At 65.1% G+C, this 14,379-nt stretch carries 15 protein-coding genes; 11 read left to right on the forward strand and 4 right to left on the reverse strand.

Annotated elements, in window-relative coordinates; all coding sequences use genetic code 11:
• Window positions 1-40: 40 nt before the first annotated feature.
• The 5 genes from lipB to EZM81_RS14350 all read left to right on the forward strand — a co-directional run bounded on the left by lipB (window position 41) and on the right by EZM81_RS14350 (window position 4,659).
• On the forward strand, window positions 41-685 hold the full coding sequence (gene lipB / locus EZM81_RS14330) for a lipoyl(octanoyl) transferase LipB (protein ID WP_136646241.1): 645 nt from the start codon (window positions 41-43) through the stop codon (window positions 683-685).
• 99 nt (window positions 686-784) lie between these two features.
• A complete protein-coding gene (locus tag EZM81_RS14335) occupies window positions 785-1,195 on the forward strand; it encodes a cytochrome c family protein (protein ID WP_135450725.1) in 411 nt (136 codons plus the stop codon).
• A 216-nt stretch (window positions 1,196-1,411) separates the two neighbouring features.
• Window positions 1,412-3,091, forward strand: coding sequence for a cytochrome c oxidase subunit I (gene ctaD / locus EZM81_RS14340; RefSeq protein WP_136646188.1), 1,680 nt, complete (start codon window positions 1,412-1,414; stop codon window positions 3,089-3,091).
• A 75-nt stretch (window positions 3,092-3,166) separates the two neighbouring features.
• Window positions 3,167-4,117: an alpha/beta hydrolase gene (locus tag EZM81_RS14345; protein ID WP_136646189.1), complete on the forward strand. Its 951-nt coding sequence runs from the start codon at window positions 3,167-3,169 to the stop codon at window positions 4,115-4,117.
• A gap of 56 nt (window positions 4,118-4,173) precedes the next feature.
• Window positions 4,174-4,659 (forward strand): DUF2244 domain-containing protein, encoded by a 486-nt coding sequence (locus tag EZM81_RS14350; protein ID WP_135450722.1) that lies wholly within the window; start codon window positions 4,174-4,176, stop codon window positions 4,657-4,659.
• A 54-nt stretch (window positions 4,660-4,713) separates the two neighbouring features.
• On the opposite strand, the gene EZM81_RS14355 is transcribed toward EZM81_RS14350, so the two are convergent.
• Complete coding sequence (locus EZM81_RS14355) at window positions 4,714-5,172, reverse strand: GatB/YqeY domain-containing protein (protein WP_135450721.1); 459 nt, start codon at window positions 5,170-5,172, stop codon at window positions 4,714-4,716.
• A gap of 180 nt (window positions 5,173-5,352) precedes the next feature.
• Here EZM81_RS14355 and carA point away from each other — a divergent pair, with 180 nt between their 5' ends.
• Together carA and EZM81_RS14365 are read left to right on the forward strand one after the other, a co-directional pair.
• Window positions 5,353-6,507: a glutamine-hydrolyzing carbamoyl-phosphate synthase small subunit gene (gene carA / locus EZM81_RS14360; RefSeq protein ID WP_136646190.1), complete on the forward strand. Its 1,155-nt coding sequence runs from the start codon at window positions 5,353-5,355 to the stop codon at window positions 6,505-6,507.
• A 61-nt stretch (window positions 6,508-6,568) separates the two neighbouring features.
• Complete coding sequence (locus tag EZM81_RS14365; protein ID WP_248298234.1) at window positions 6,569-8,416, forward strand: glycosyltransferase family 2 protein; 1,848 nt, start codon at window positions 6,569-6,571, stop codon at window positions 8,414-8,416.
• Window positions 8,417-8,477: 61 nt separating this feature from the next.
• Here the strand turns inward: EZM81_RS14365 and EZM81_RS14370 are convergent, their stop codons facing one another.
• Window positions 8,478-9,113 (reverse strand): GntR family transcriptional regulator, encoded by a 636-nt coding sequence (locus EZM81_RS14370; RefSeq protein WP_135450740.1) that lies wholly within the window; start codon window positions 9,111-9,113, stop codon window positions 8,478-8,480.
• 95 nt (window positions 9,114-9,208) lie between these two features.
• Between EZM81_RS14370 and EZM81_RS14375 the strand changes: the two genes are divergently transcribed.
• The 4 genes from EZM81_RS14375 (at window position 9,209) to EZM81_RS14390 (ending at window position 11,985) form a co-directional block, all read left to right on the forward strand.
• Window positions 9,209-9,856, forward strand: a complete 648-nt coding sequence (locus tag EZM81_RS14375) for a pyrimidine 5'-nucleotidase (protein WP_136646191.1) — start codon at window positions 9,209-9,211, stop codon at window positions 9,854-9,856.
• Between the two features lie 72 nt (window positions 9,857-9,928).
• On the forward strand, window positions 9,929-10,183 hold the full coding sequence (locus EZM81_RS14380; protein WP_136646192.1) for a hypothetical protein: 255 nt from the start codon (window positions 9,929-9,931) through the stop codon (window positions 10,181-10,183).
• A 73-nt stretch (window positions 10,184-10,256) separates the two neighbouring features.
• Window positions 10,257-11,480 carry a UbiH/UbiF family hydroxylase gene (locus EZM81_RS14385; protein ID WP_136646193.1) on the forward strand — a complete coding sequence of 408 codons (1,224 nt, stop codon included), beginning with the start codon at window positions 10,257-10,259 and terminating at the stop codon, window positions 11,478-11,480.
• A 220-nt stretch (window positions 11,481-11,700) separates the two neighbouring features.
• Window positions 11,701-11,985, forward strand: a complete 285-nt coding sequence (locus EZM81_RS14390) for a hypothetical protein (protein ID WP_136646194.1) — start codon at window positions 11,701-11,703, stop codon at window positions 11,983-11,985.
• A gap of 59 nt (window positions 11,986-12,044) precedes the next feature.
• Here the strand turns inward: EZM81_RS14390 and EZM81_RS14395 are convergent, their stop codons facing one another.
• The gene (locus tag EZM81_RS14395; protein WP_136646195.1) at window positions 12,045-13,169 is read right to left on the reverse strand and encodes an aminotransferase class V-fold PLP-dependent enzyme; all 1,125 of its coding nucleotides are present in this window, start codon (window positions 13,167-13,169) and stop codon (window positions 12,045-12,047) included.
• A gap of 1 nt (window position 13,170) precedes the next feature.
• Entirely contained in the window at window positions 13,171-14,274 is a 1,104-nt protein-coding gene (locus EZM81_RS14400) for a mandelate racemase/muconate lactonizing enzyme family protein (protein ID WP_136646196.1), read from the reverse strand.
• Window positions 14,275-14,379 lie beyond the last annotated feature (105 nt).

A 14,379-nucleotide genomic window follows, 5' to 3' on the forward strand; every position in this document is an offset into this window, starting at 1 on the left:
GCATTGGGGATTGGAGCGCAGCTTGGTCGAATGGCGCCACATGCCGGGGCTTTCGCCCTACGAGGAAACCGTCGCCGCGATGGAGGCGCATGTCGCCGCAATGCACGAAGGTCGCGCCGCGGAATCGATCTGGCTGCTGGAACATCCGCCGCTCTACACTGCCGGAACATCGGCGCGTGCCGAGGATCTGGTCGATCCGCACCGCTTCCCAGTCCATCCTGTCGGGCGTGGCGGGCAATATACGTATCACGGGCCAGGCCAGCGGGTGATCTATGCCATGCTTGACGTAAAGGCCCGGGGCCAGGATGTCCGATGCTTCGTGCGAGAACTGGAACAATGGGTCATCGACACACTGGCCGAGTTCAACGTCAGAGGCGAAATCCGCCCCGGCAGGGTCGGCGTATGGGTTCAGCGTCCCGACAGGCCAGGCCCGGATGGGCGCCCGACCGAGGACAAGGTCGCCGCCATTGGCATCAGGCTGCGCCGATGGATCAGCTTCCACGGCATCGCGATCAATGTGGAACCCGATCTGACGCACTTCGATGGAATCGTCCCCTGCGGCATCCGAGAGCATGGCGTCACCAGCCTTGTCGACCTTGGCCTGCCGGTCACGATGTCCGACCTCGACGCCGCCCTGATCGCCACTTTCCCGCGCCGGTTCCGGGGGGCTGCCTGCGGGGTGTGATGCCGCATAACACAAGGTTGCTATTGCATATCAAGGCCTCGTGCCCCCATGTTCGACGTCGTGAGGCGTCTGCCGGCCTCCGCTGATCGTGAGGACAACATGAGCAAGTTCATCCTTCTGGCCATTGCCGCCGCCGCGCTTGCGGCCCCCGCCTTGGCGGGCGATCCGGCTGCGGGCGAGGAGGCGTTCAAGAAATGCAAGGCCTGCCATTCGGTCGTGGCCCCCGACGGAACCGAAATCCAGAAAGGCGGCCGCACCGGGCCGAACCTCTGGGGCGTGATCGGGCGTCGCGTCGCGTCCGACCCCGACTTCCGCTACGGCGAATCGATTGCCGCCCTGGGTGCGACCGGCGCGGTCTGGGACGCGGCGAGCTTTGCGGCCTATGCGGCCGACCCGGCGGGCTATCTGAAAGAGGCACTGGGCGATCCGGCCGCAAAATCGAAGATGTCCTTCAAGCTGCCCGCGGGTGGCGAGGATATCGCGGCCTACCTTCAGTCGGTTTCGCAGTAGGCGCTAGCGGAAAGGTCATGGGGCGCGGTCCGGCAGGGCCGCGCCGTTGCCATTTCAAGACGCATTTTCAGGCAAGATTTCTTCCCCCTGCGGCAAAGTCGGACATTGCGACATCGACCGGGCGCGGCTAAAGACGGAAGCACAAGGGAACCGGGCGGACCCAGGCTTTGGGGCCGTCAACCGGCAGGACAGAGAATACCAAAGCGGGAGAAGCCAATGGCGGACGCAGCCATTCACGGCCACGAACATGAACGACCTGGGTTCTTCACCCGGTGGTTCATGTCAACCAACCACAAGGACATCGGCATCCTCTACCTCTTCGCAGGTGGGATCGTCGGTCTGATTTCGGTCATCTTCACCGTCTACATGCGGATGGAGCTGATGGAGCCGGGCGTTCAATACATGTGCCAGGAAGGCATGCGCCTGGTGGCTGATGCGGGCGCGACCTGCACCCCGAACGGGCACATCTGGAACGTGACCGTCACGGCGCACGGCATCCTGATGATGTTCTTCGTGGTCATTCCTGCGCTCTTCGGCGGCTTCGGCAACTATTTCATGCCGCTTCAGATCGGCGCGCCGGACATGGCCTTCCCGCGGATGAACAACCTGTCGTTCTGGCTGTACATCGCGGGCACCTCGCTGGCCGTGGCCTCGCTATTTGCCCCGGGCGGCGGCGGCGACCTTGGCACCGGTGCAGGTGTCGGCTGGGTGCTTTACCCGCCGCTCTCGACCACGGCCGAAGGCGGCTATGCGATGGACCTGGCGATCTTCGCCGTTCACCTGTCGGGCGCTTCGTCGATCCTGGGCGCGATCAACATGATCACGACCTTCCTGAACATGCGCGCGCCGGGCATGACCCTGCACAAGGTGCCGCTGTTCGCGTGGTCGATCTTCGTCACCGCGTGGCTGATCCTGCTGGCGCTGCCCGTGCTGGCCGGCGCGATCACCATGCTGCTGACCGACCGCAACTTCGGCACCACTTTCTTCACGCCCTCGGGCGGCGGTGACCCGGTGCTCTACCAGCACATCCTGTGGTTCTTCGGCCACCCGGAAGTCTACATCATCATCCTGCCGGCCTTCGGCATCATCAGCCAGGTCATCGCGACCTTCTCGAAAAAGCCGATCTTCGGCTATCTGCCGATGGTCTATGCGATGGTGGCAATCGGGGTGCTGGGCTTCGTCGTCTGGGCGCACCACATGTACACCGCCGGGATGAGCCTGACGCAGCAGTCCTACTTCATGCTCGCGACCATGGTCATCGCGGTGCCGACCGGCATCAAGATCTTCTCGTGGATCGCGACGATGTGGGGCGGCTCGGTGGAATTCAAGACGCCGATGCTCTGGGCCTTCGGCTTCCTGTTCCTCTTCACCGTCGGCGGAGTGACCGGGATCGTGCTGAGCCAGGCGCCGGTGGACCGCGCCTACCACGATACCTACTATGTCGTGGCGCACTTCCACTATGTGATGTCGCTGGGCGCCGTGTTCGGCATCTTCGCGGGCATCTACTACTGGATGGGCAAGATGTCGGGCCGGCAGTATCCGGAATGGGCAGGCAAGCTGCACTTCTGGATGATGTTCATCGGCTCGAACCTGACCTTCTTCCCGCAGCACTTCCTGGGCCGTCAGGGCATGCCGCGCCGTTACATCGACTATCCCGAGGCCTTCGCCTACTGGAACTGGTTCTCGTCGATCGGCGCATTCATCTCGTTCGCGTCCTTCGTGTTCTTCATCGGCATCGTGGTCTACACCCTGACCGCCGGGCGCCGCGTGACCGAGAAGAACTACTGGAACGAATACGCCGACACGCTGGAATGGACCCTGCCCTCGCCTCCGCCCGAACACACGTTCGAGCAGCTGCCGAAGCGAGAGGACTGGGACAAGTCCCACGCACACTGAGGCGCACAGCCTGACAAGGGGGCCCCGGGAAGAAAGACCCGGGGCCCTTTGCTTTCTTCACACCGGAGACGACGGATGCGCCTTGTTCTGATGTTCGTCTTCATCTTTGCCTTGGCCGCGGTCGGCTATGTCGCCGCCACCGGCCATTTTCTGGCCAAGGCCGCAACGGACCTTCTGAAGGTCGGCAACATCTCTTCGCTCATAGCCACCGCCACGCCGCCCGAGGATCCCATGTCGCCTGGTTATCGCGGCGATCCGATGCAGGCCTTGTCGCTGCCATTCCAGGTCGTGCGGATCGCGACACCCCTCGGCCCGGCCGAGGCCTGGAAGGTGCCGGCTGCAGGGCGCGAACGGGGCCGGGCGATCTATGTTCATGGAATCGCCGGTGCGCGCGAGGATGGCTATCGGCACCTTTCCCTGTTGCACGAGGCCGGCTGGTCCGTCCTGCTGATCACCTACCGCAACGACCCTTCGGCGCCGGGCGGGGCGGACCACCGCTATGGCTTCGGCCTGACAGAGTGGCCGGACCTGGAGGCGGCGGTCGCGCACCTGTCGCCCGGACCGGACGGCCCCGGGGTTCTGGTGGTGGCTGAATCGATGGGCGGGGCGATACTCGGCCAGTTCCTGGCGCAAAGCCCGCTGGCCAACCGCGTATCGGCCGTGGCGCTGGACAGCCCGGCCCTCAGCTTCCGGGCGGTGATCGGGCAGCTGGCCTCTCAGAGCGGCAAACCTCTTCCCGGGCCGATGGCATGGGCTGCGGGCCTGATGCTGCCCTACATGTCGGAGCTGCCGCTTGAACGTGCCGAAGTCGCCGACACCATCGCGGCCTTCCCCGGCCCTCTGTTCATCGCCCACGGCAGCGGCGACAGAATCGTGCCGGTCGGCCCCTCGCAGGCTCTGGCCGCTGCACACCCGGGGAAGACGACAGCGTTGTGGACCGGCGCGGATCACCTGGGCTCGTACACGGCAGACCCGGCCGCCTATCGCAGCGCGTTCCTCGCCTTTCTGGAAACCCTGGAAGACTAGCCCCCTTCTAGGCTTGACGCTCTTTCCATTTCCGACGGCACGACTAATCTTGCGCCATGCCCTACGAATGGCTTTCCACCCCTGACACAGAGGCAAGGCTGCATGTCTGGCCGCACCGTTCGCTATCGCAGCGGGGGTTTGTCTGGTTTCTGGGACTTACCGCCGCGCTGATCGCCCTGCCACTTCTCGGCATTCTCGGCAGTCCGGTGGTCTGGGCACTGCTGCCCTTCCTTCTGGCCGCGATCTGGGCGATCTGGTTCGCGCTCCGCAAGAACGGCCGCGACCGCGACATCGTCGAAGATCTCAGCCTTACGCGCGACAGGGTGCACCTTGTCCGCCACGGGCCACGCGGGCAGCGCCGGGAATGGGATGCAAACACCTATTGGCTGCGCGTCACCCTGCACAAGACTGGTGGACCGGTGCCGAACTATCTGACGCTCAAGGGCGAGGGGCGCGAGGTCGAGCTGGGCGCCTTCCTGTCGGAAGAGGAACGCATCGCGCTGAAGGACGAACTCGCAGAGCGCCTTGCCCGTTTGCGCTGAAGCGCCCTAGCGTCAGATGCCCCGGCGACGGGTTCAGGGTGATCCGGCCAGGTTCTACCCCAGCCGCGCCTTCACCAAGCCGCCGACAGCACCGAAGTCCATCTGGCCGGTGTATTTCGCCTTTAGGGCGGCCATGACCTTGCCGACATCGCGGATGCTGGCCGCGCCGGTTTCCGCCACCGCCGCATCCACGGCCGCCGCGACCTCTGCCTCGGACAACTGCCGGGGCAGGAACTCCTGGATCACCGCGATCTCGGCAAGTTCCTTTTCTGCCAGCTCCAGCCGTCCGCCCTCTTCATAGGCCTTGGCTGATTCCTGACGCTGCTTCACCATCTTGCCCATGATCTGCAGGATCTCCGCCTCGCCGACTTCGCCGGCCTCGCCCTCGCCGCGGACGGCGATCTCGCGGTCCTTGATGGCGGCGTTGATCAGGCGCAGCGTGGACAGCCGGTCGGCATCCTTGGCCTTCATGGCCTCTTTCAAAGCCGCCTGCAAACGGTCGCGCAAGAGCATGGTTGCACCTTCCCCATGGTTCCCCAAGTCTGGCAACATACCCCTTACCGCCTGGAACCGCAACCGTGGCCTTGTTCTGCAAGGCATTGAATTATATTGATAATCCATTTCCCATCCGGTCTTGACCCAGACACCCGCAGCCCTTAGGTTTCGGCCAATTTGCCCTTAAGGAGAGTCGCCATGCCCGCCCCGCGCGATGCCACCGCCTGCCTGGCCCTGGCCGATGGCACGATCTTCTATGGCAGGGGCTTCGGCGCCACCGGGGAAACGGTCGCTGAACTGGTTTTCAACACCGCAATGACCGGCTACCAGGAAATCATGACTGATCCCTCCTACGCGGGCCAGGTCGTGACCTTCACCTTTCCCCACGTCGGCAACGTCGGCGTCACGCCCGAGGACGACGAGACCGGCACCCCGGCCGCAGCCGGGATGGTGGTGAAATGGGATCCGACCGAACCCTCGAACTGGCGTGCGACCGGTGAACTTACCCAGTGGATGACGAAGATCGGCCGCATCGGGATCGGCGGTGTGGATACCCGGCGCCTGACGCGCGCGATCCGCCAGCAGGGCGCGCCGCATGTTGCGCTTGCCCATGACCCCGAGGGGCGGTTCGACATCGAGGATCTGGTGGCGAAGGCGCGGGGATGGAAGGGTCTTGTCGGCCTCGACCTGGCGAAAGAGGTTACCTGCGCGCAAAGCTATCGCTGGGACGAAATGCGCTGGGCGTGGCCGCAGGGCTATCAGCGGCGCGAAGGGCCGGGCCTGCGGGTTGTCGCGGTCGACTACGGCGCGAAACGCAACATCCTGCGCTGCCTTGCATCGGTCGGCTGCGAGGTCACCGTGCTGCCCGCCACCGCCACTGCCGAGGACGTTCTGGCACTGAACCCGGAGGGGGTGTTCCTGTCGAACGGCCCAGGTGACCCCGCTGCCACGGGAAGCTATGCCGTGCCGATGATCCAGGGGGTTCTGGAAAAGGATCTGCCGCTGTTCGGCATCTGCCTTGGCCATCAGATGCTGGCGCTTGCGCTGGGGGCAAAGACCCGCAAGATGAACCACGGCCATCACGGTGCCAACCACCCGGTCAAAGATCTTACCACCGGCAAGGTCGAAATCACCAGCATGAACCACGGGTTCACGGTCGATGCCGACACCCTGCCGAAGGGCGTCATCCAGACGCATATCAGCCTGTTCGACGGCACGAATTGCGGCATCGCGGTGGATGGAAGGCCGGTGTTTTCAGTCCAGTATCACCCCGAGGCGTCGCCGGGCCCACAGGACAGCTTCTACCTTTTCGAGCGCTTCGCGAACGCCATGCAAAGCCGCAGGACCGGCTGAACGGCATTAACGGGCCGTTAACCCGTTTGCCGCAGGATGCCTTCCGCATGGCGGGGGCCGGATGGGGCAGAGCGCGGTTCAGATGGACGGTCTGGTGGCACCGGCATCGCCGCGGCGCTCGATCGCGGCCCGGCTTCTTCGGGATGGCGTAGTCTCTGCCGACGACATTCTCGGCGCGCTGACCTGCAGGGGGCGGGAAGGTGCGCGTCTGCCCGATGTGCTGCGTGCGCGCGGACTGGTGGCAGAGCGCGACCTTCTCGAGGCCGAGGCAAAGACCTGGGGCATCGGCCTGCTTGACCCGTCGCGGCACCTGCCTGACCCGCGCCTGATCGACGCGATTGGCGCTGCCGACTGTCTACGATATGGCCTGGTGCCGTGGCGGCGGGTAGGCGATGTGACCGTCATCGCCCTTTCGCATCCAGAGGAGTTCCGTCGCCTTCGCCCGATGCTCGAGGCGAGACTCGGCCCGGTCTGTGCCGCCCTGGCTTCCAGCCGGGCGGTGACGGCTGCGGTGCACGCGTGGCGCGGGCCACAACTGGCCCACTCGGCGGAAAACCGGGTGCCCGCCGCCGAAAGCTGCCGCGATTGGCCACGGCTGCACCTGCTGGCCACCCTGGCCATCGCCATCGCAGTTGTCATGACGGCACCGATGGCGAGTGGCCTTGCCCTGCTCTGGCTTGCAGTCCTGTCGCTTGCCGGAAGTGTCGTGCTTAAGTTTGTCGCCATGATCGCCGCGCTTCGCCAGCCCCCGCAGCCCACGCTGGCAAACGGCAATGACATTGCGCCAATCGTCACGGTCATCGTGGCTCTTTACCGCGAAGGCGACATTGCCGGCCGCCTCATTCGCCGGCTCGCCCGTCTTGATTACCCCGAAGAGCTTCTGGATGTCATTCTCGCGGTCGAGGCCGGGGACAGCATGACGAAGGAAGCCCTGGACAAGGCCGAACTGCCCCCCTGGGTCCGCATCCTCATCGTTCCCGAGGGCACGGTGAAAACCAAGCCAAGGGCGTTGAATCATGCGCTGATCTGCGCGCGGGGCACCATCGTCGGCGTCTACGATGCCGAAGATGCCCCCGCCCCAGACCAGATCCGCAAGGTGGTGGCCCACTTCCAGCGCTGTGGGCCCGACGTCGCCTGCCTGCAGGGTGTGCTTGATTATTACAACCCTTGCACCAACTGGCTTTCCCGTTGCTTCACCATCGAATACGCGGGCTGGTTCCGGCTGATCCTGCCCGGGATCGCGCGGCTTGGACTTGCCGTTCCGCTGGGCGGGACAACACTGTTCTTCCGCCGCGAAGTGCTGGAAAAGCTTGGCGGGTGGGATGCGCACAACGTGACCGAGGATGCGGATCTGGGCATCCGGCTTGCCCGCCACGGCTACCGGACCGAGCTGATCGATACCGTAACCGAGGAAGAAGCCAACTGCCGCGCCCTGCCCTGGATCAAACAGCGTTCGCGCTGGATCAAGGGCTACATGCTGACTTGGGCCGTCCACATGCGTGACCCGCTGCTTCTATGGCGCCAACTCGGGCCACGCGCATTTCTCGGCTTTCAGATCATGTTCCTGGGGACCATTGCGCAGTTCCTGCTGGCGCCGCTGTTGTGGTCCTTCCTGTGCATCCCGTTCGGCATCCGGCACCCGCTGCTGGGCCTGCTGTCCCCGCCAGTGGTATGGGTGATGCTTGCCACCTTCATCCTGTCCGAAGTGGTGAACCTCAGTGTCGGCATCATCGGCCTCGGCCGCACGCGGCACCGGATCAGCGCCTGGTGGGTTCTGACACTGAAAGTCTACTTTCCCCTGGCTTCACTTGCGGCCTACAAGGCGCTGCTGGAACTGGTCACGCGCCCCTTCTACTGGGACAAGACCGCGCATGGCCTGTTCGACCATGTCGCAGGAAACCGGGGATAACGACATGGGCGCATTGGGTGGGGCTGCCTGCGGTCGAATGGCTGCACCGCCAAATTGGGCGTCAACGCATCTTCAGTTCACCGGCGTCCACCCGAAGACGGGTCTCGAAGGCCTGGCTGATGTGGGATTTCAGGGCCTGATAGGCAGCCTCGCCGTCGCCCGCCTCGATTGCCGCCACGATCCGGGCATGTTCCTCCAGCGCCACCTCGTCCCGCCCTTCCGCGGCAAACGAGGTATTGGCCATCAGCGCCATCGACCGGTGCACCAGGTCCAGCTGCTGCACCAGGAACCGGTTGTGGCTGGCAAGATGGATCTGCTTGTGGAACCTTTTGTTGGCCCGGCTCAATGCCTTCGGATCGCCCCCTAGAAGCGCGCGGTCGTCCTCCACCATGCTTTTCAGCACCCGCACCTCTTCCGGGGTCGCATGCCGGGCCGCCAGCCGGGCCGCCAAACCCTCCAGTTCGGTGCGCACGGCGTAAAGTTCGGCCAGCTGGTTGTGGTCCAGGCTGGCCACGATCAGGCTGCGCCCGTCGCGGGTCAGCATGGCCTGGGTCTCAAGCCGTTGCAGAGCCTCGCGCACCGGCGTGCGGCTGACACCCAGACGCTCGGCCAGTTCGCTTTCGACCAGGCGATCGCCGGGCTTGTAGATCCCCGCCTCGATCGCCTCCATGATCAATGTATAGGCGTCTTTCTGCACCGCTTCAGCCTTTCGCAACATCGCCGGACCCTAGCGCGCCGCCCGCCCCGCAATCAACCCTTCCCAAGGGCGCAGCTTGGCACTAGACCCGGCCCATGCCGGCTGCCGATTTCACTCATGTCACAACCTGGGTCTTCGACCTGGACAACACGCTTTATCCGCCGCACATGCGTCTGTTCGACCAGATCGAGGTGCGGATGACGAACTGGGTGATGCGCGCCCTGAACGTCGACCGGGCGCGGGCGGACCACCTGCGCGCCCACTACTGGCAAACCTACGGCACCACCCTGGCCGGCCTGATGACCGAGCACGGCATCGATCCAGGGCCCTATCTGACCGAAGTGCATGACATCGACTTTTCGGTTCTGTCCCCCGATCCCCGCCTGGCCGAGGCCATTGCGGCGCTGCCCGGACGGCGAATCGTCTACACCAACGCCTGTGCCCCCTATGCCGAAAAGGTTCTGCAAGCCCGCGGCCTGGCTGGCCTGTTCGATGCAATCTATGGGGTAGAGCATGCCGGCTTCCACCCCAAGCCCGATGCCCGGGCCTTCGCCGCGGTCTTCGACAAGGACGGACTGGTGCCGGACGCCGCTGCGATGTTCGAAGATGACCCCCGCAACCTCGCCGTTCCGCACAGCCTGGGGATGCGAACTGTCCATGTCGCCGCGGAACCCAGGCCGGCGCCGCATATCCACCACCACACCGACGACCTCGCCGCCTTTCTGGCCCGGCTGCAGGGGTGACGAAACGTCACAACCCCTGACCCTTTCCCAGCCCTGTCCTATCTTTTAGGCACCAACCAAGGAAAGGACGCCATGACCGCACAAAGCTTCGAAACCCTCAGACCCGCCCGTAGCCCGCTTTCGCGCTTCTTACGTGCCTTGCCTGTCGTCGGACGGGTGATCCGCGAGATCGAACGCGAGATCGACACGATCTACTACCTGATCGTCATCCTGCTTACCGCGCTTGTCCTGGCGGTGCAGGCCTGGGGGCTGGCGGCGCTGGTCGTGACGGCGGTCAGTCTGGTCCCGGTGATCTTCGTGCTTCTGATCTGGATCACCCTGCCCTGACGCAGCCCTTGGGACAACCTGTCCTCTGGCCGCCAGCGCTGCTGCGACCTATGGTCCAATGCGGAGGCCCAAGATGCGCGAGACGACCGACATTCTGATTTCCGGCGGCGGTGTTGCCGGGCTGACCGCGGCATGTGCCCTTGGATCGGCGGGCTTCCGGGTTATCTGCGTTGATCCAGCGCTGCCCGTGACCTCGGATGAGGCAGACGGTGCCGACCTGCGCACCACAGCCTTCCTGCAACCATCGATCCCGGTGCTTCAGGGCGCAGGCCTCTGGCCGCGCCTTGAACCTCATGCCGCCGCCCTCCAGGTCATGCGTATCATCGACGCGGGGGGAGCCGAACCCATCGCGCGGCTGACAAGGGATTTCGACGCCCGCGACATTTCCGACCAGCCCTTCGGCTGGAACCTGCCGAATTGGCTGTTGCGGCGCGAAATGGTGGCACGACTGGAAGAGCTGGCGAATGTCAGCTTCCGTCCCGGCATCGGGTTTTCCCGGATGCTGGTCCGCGAAAGCGAGGCGCTGGTCACGCTGACTGACGGAACCCGGATCGCCGCCCATCTGGTGATTGGCGCGGATGGAAGGCAGTCGCCGGTGCGCGAAGCGCTAGGGATCGGGGCGAAGACCTGCCGTTACGGCCAGAAGGCCCTGGCCTTTGCGGTGGCCCATGACCTGCCGCATGGCAATGTCTCGACCGAAGTGCATCGCAAGGGCGGCCCGTTCACGCTGGTGCCGCTGCCCGATCGCGACGGCCGACCCGCCTCGGCCGTCGTCTGGATGGAGTCGGGCCCCGAGGTCGCCCGGCTGGTTGCCTTGCCGGTGTCGGACTTCGAAGCCGAGATGACGGCTCGCTCCTCCGGCATTCTGGGGCAGCTTCGGTTGATCAGCCGGCGGTCGGTCTGGCCGATCATCAGCCAGATTGCGGACCGGATGTCCGGCCAGCGCAGCGTGCTGCTGGCCGAGGCCGCCCATGTCGTTCCGCCCATCGGCGCGCAGGGCCTTAACATGAGCCTTGCCGACCTGGCCTGCCTGTTGTCCCTTGTCGAAAAGCACCGCGATGACCCGGGCGTGGCAGCGGTGACGGAAGCCTATCATCGGCGCCGGCACTGGGAGGTAAGGGCCCGCGTGACCGGCATCGACCTTCTGAACCGTGCCTCGATGGCCGAGGCGCGGCCCTTGCGCGATCTGCGGGCAAGGGCGCTGGATCTGCTTTATTCGACAAAACCCGTGCGCCAGACCCTGATGCGCGCGGGCCTCGGCTTGGGTGCCGTCGGCGCCGGGACAGACCCCTCCTGAGGTTTCGTGCAATTGCGCACATGAATGCTGCACCTCCACCAGGTGCGCTGAAGCCGTAGCTTGATGTGAACTGCGGCTCGCCTGCCACGCCGAAAGTGCTGGGAAAACCCCGATATCCGCGCGGCAAGAGGCACGGACCATCACATTGGGGGCGACCCGCGGCGATCAAGGCGTGATTTCCCTCTTGCGGTTTCAGAACCCATCCCTGCCGCACCGCCCCATGGTTGGGCAGGAAGAAACCAGCGAAGGATTACAACATGAAGCGCATCGTTCTTGCATCCGCCTTGGTCGCAACAACGGCTTCGGCGCCCTCGCTCAGGAAGCTCCGGTCACCCTATCTTCGGAGATCACCTCGCAAATCCTGACCCTTGTTCCGAACGCAGATCTGTCTAACCTGACCAATACCCAATACGCCCAGATGGTCACCTTCTTTGGTGACAGCGGGAACCTGCGCACCCCTGCCGGTGCTGCTCAGGGCGTCTTTGTCATACTCGGCGCGCAGTAATCCGCAGGCCAGACAACAGAAACGCACAGGCCGGATGCTCCCTTCCGGCCTGTGTGTCGCTAAAGGACCGCGTCCACCGCCCGCTTCAACCGCGCGACCGTCGCGTCCACATCCTTCAGCTTGTCCAGACCGAAGAGACCCAGGCGGAAGGTCCTGAACTCCGGCCCCTCGCCCACCTGAAGGGGCACACCTGCGGCGATCTGCAGCCCCTCGGCCCGGAACTTCGCCCCGTTCTGGATGTCCGGGTCGGCAGTGTAGCTGACGACCACCCCTGGCGCCTGGAAGCCTTCGGCCGCGACCGACGCTACCCCCTTCTCCGCCAGCATGGCCCGGACCGCCCGCCCCAGTGCCCATTGTGCGGCCTTGGCGGCCTCGAAGCCCATCGCCTTGGTCTCGACCATCGCGTCGCGAAAGCCGACAATCGCGTCCGTCGGCATCGTCGCGTGATAGGCGTGCCCGCCCTTCTCGTAGGCCTCCATGATCGCGCGCCACTTCTTCAGGTCCAGCGCGAAGGAGTTCGACGTGGTCTCGGCCAGCCGCGCCTCGCCCGCCGGCGACAGCACCACGACACCTGCACTGGGAGAGGCCGACCACCCCTTCTGCGGGGCCGAGATCAGCACATCCACCCCCGTCGCGGCCATATCCACCCAGACAGCGCCGCTTGCGATGCAGTCCAGCACCATCAGCGCGCCCACCTCATGCGCGGCCGCCGCCATCTGCGCGATGTAGTCGTCGGGCAGGATGATGCCCGCGCTCGTCTCGACATGCGGGGCGAACACCGCCTCGGGGCGAACCTCGCGGATCTTCGCCACCACCTCTTCGATCGGCGGCGGGGCGTATGGCGCGCGCGCGTCATTCCCGGTCTGCCGCGCCATCACCACCGTCGTCTCGGCGGCGAACCCGCCCGCCTCGAAGATCTGCGTCCAGCGATAGCTGAACCAGCCGTTGCGGACGATCAGGACGCGCCCTTGGCCGAACTGCCGCGCCACGGCCTCCATCGCATAGGTGCCGCCGCCCGGCACCAGCGCCACGGCGGTTCCCTTGTAGACCTCCTTCAGCATGCCCGAGACATCGCGCATCACCTGCTGGAACCGCGCCGACATGTGATTGAGCGAGCGGTCGGTGAAGACGACCGAAAACTCCTCCAGCCCCTCGGGGTCGATGTGCGCGTGCAGTCCGGGCATCTCAGGTCCTTTCCGAAACCTTGTGGCGGGCGCGGGCCAGCCAGTCGGGGTTGATCTCCACCCCCCAGCCGGGGGCCTCTGTCACCGTGGCATGGCCGTCCTCGATCCGGTAGGGATCGTTCAGGAACAGGCCGTGCTGCCAAGGATAGTAGTCCAGCCCCTCGATGGAAAACTCAAGGTATTTGCCGGGGTTCGGGATCGCGCGTAAAAGGTGCATCGTGCAAAGCGTCACCAGGCCAAGGTTCGCCGCATGGGGCGTGATCGGCAGGCCCGCCGCGTGGCCCATCCGGCAGACCTCCAGCGTGCGATACATCCCGCCGAGGTAAAGGATGTCCGGTTGCAGGATGTCCACCGCCTTGTGCTCGATCGCCAGCTGCCAGGCGGTCAGCTCGCAATCCTGCTCGCCCCCCGCCACGTCAAGGTTCAACGCGGCGCGGACCTCGGCGGTCTGGTCTACCTCCCAATAGGGACAGGGCTCCTCGAAATGGCCGATGCCGTGATCTTCCAGCATGCGGCCGACTTCAATGGCGCGGGCCGGGGAATAGCAGGAATTCCCATCAACCAGTTTCTCGACATCGTCGCCGAGTGCCTTGGAAACAATGGGAATTACCGCCTCGGTGCGCCCCGGCCATTCGTCCTCGTCGCGCCCCACTTCCGCGCCCACGCGCCACTTGAAGGCGGTGAAGCCATGCGCGTCGCGCAGACGCAGGAAACGCTCTGCCTCGGCCTCGGGCGTGATGTCGCGCTTCATCGACGACGCATAGGCCCGCACCCGGCCGGGCGTCCCGCCCAGCAGCTCCACCACCGGTTTGCCCAGGGCCTTGCCCCGCAAATCCCAGACTGCGGTGTCCAGCCCGGCCTGCGCTCGGCGCAGGTAGCTGCCGGGGAACTTGTGCTCGCGCTCGAAGATCCGCCGCAGCGTGTCCTCCAGGTCCTCGACACGGGTGCCCAGCGCATGGGGCGCGACCTGGCGGTGGAAGATTTCCGCGGTGATGTCCGCCTGATAGGTCGAACACTGGCCCCAGCCGGTATCGCCCGTGTCGGCTGTGACCTTCACGAAGCAGACGTAGGGCGTGTCGAAGGTTTCCAGTTTCGCGATCCTCATGGCCCCTCCTGCGGCGGCTCGTCGTACGATTGCGGCATCCCCTCTAGACGAGGGGGCAGGCCCAACCCTAGATGCGGCGGATCTCCCTTTCACGACCGTTTCCGT

The sequence above is a fragment of the Tabrizicola sp. YIM 78059 genome (assembly GCF_004959785.1).
In the GTDB taxonomy this organism is placed as follows: domain Bacteria; phylum Pseudomonadota; class Alphaproteobacteria; order Rhodobacterales; family Rhodobacteraceae; genus Tabrizicola; species Tabrizicola caldifontis.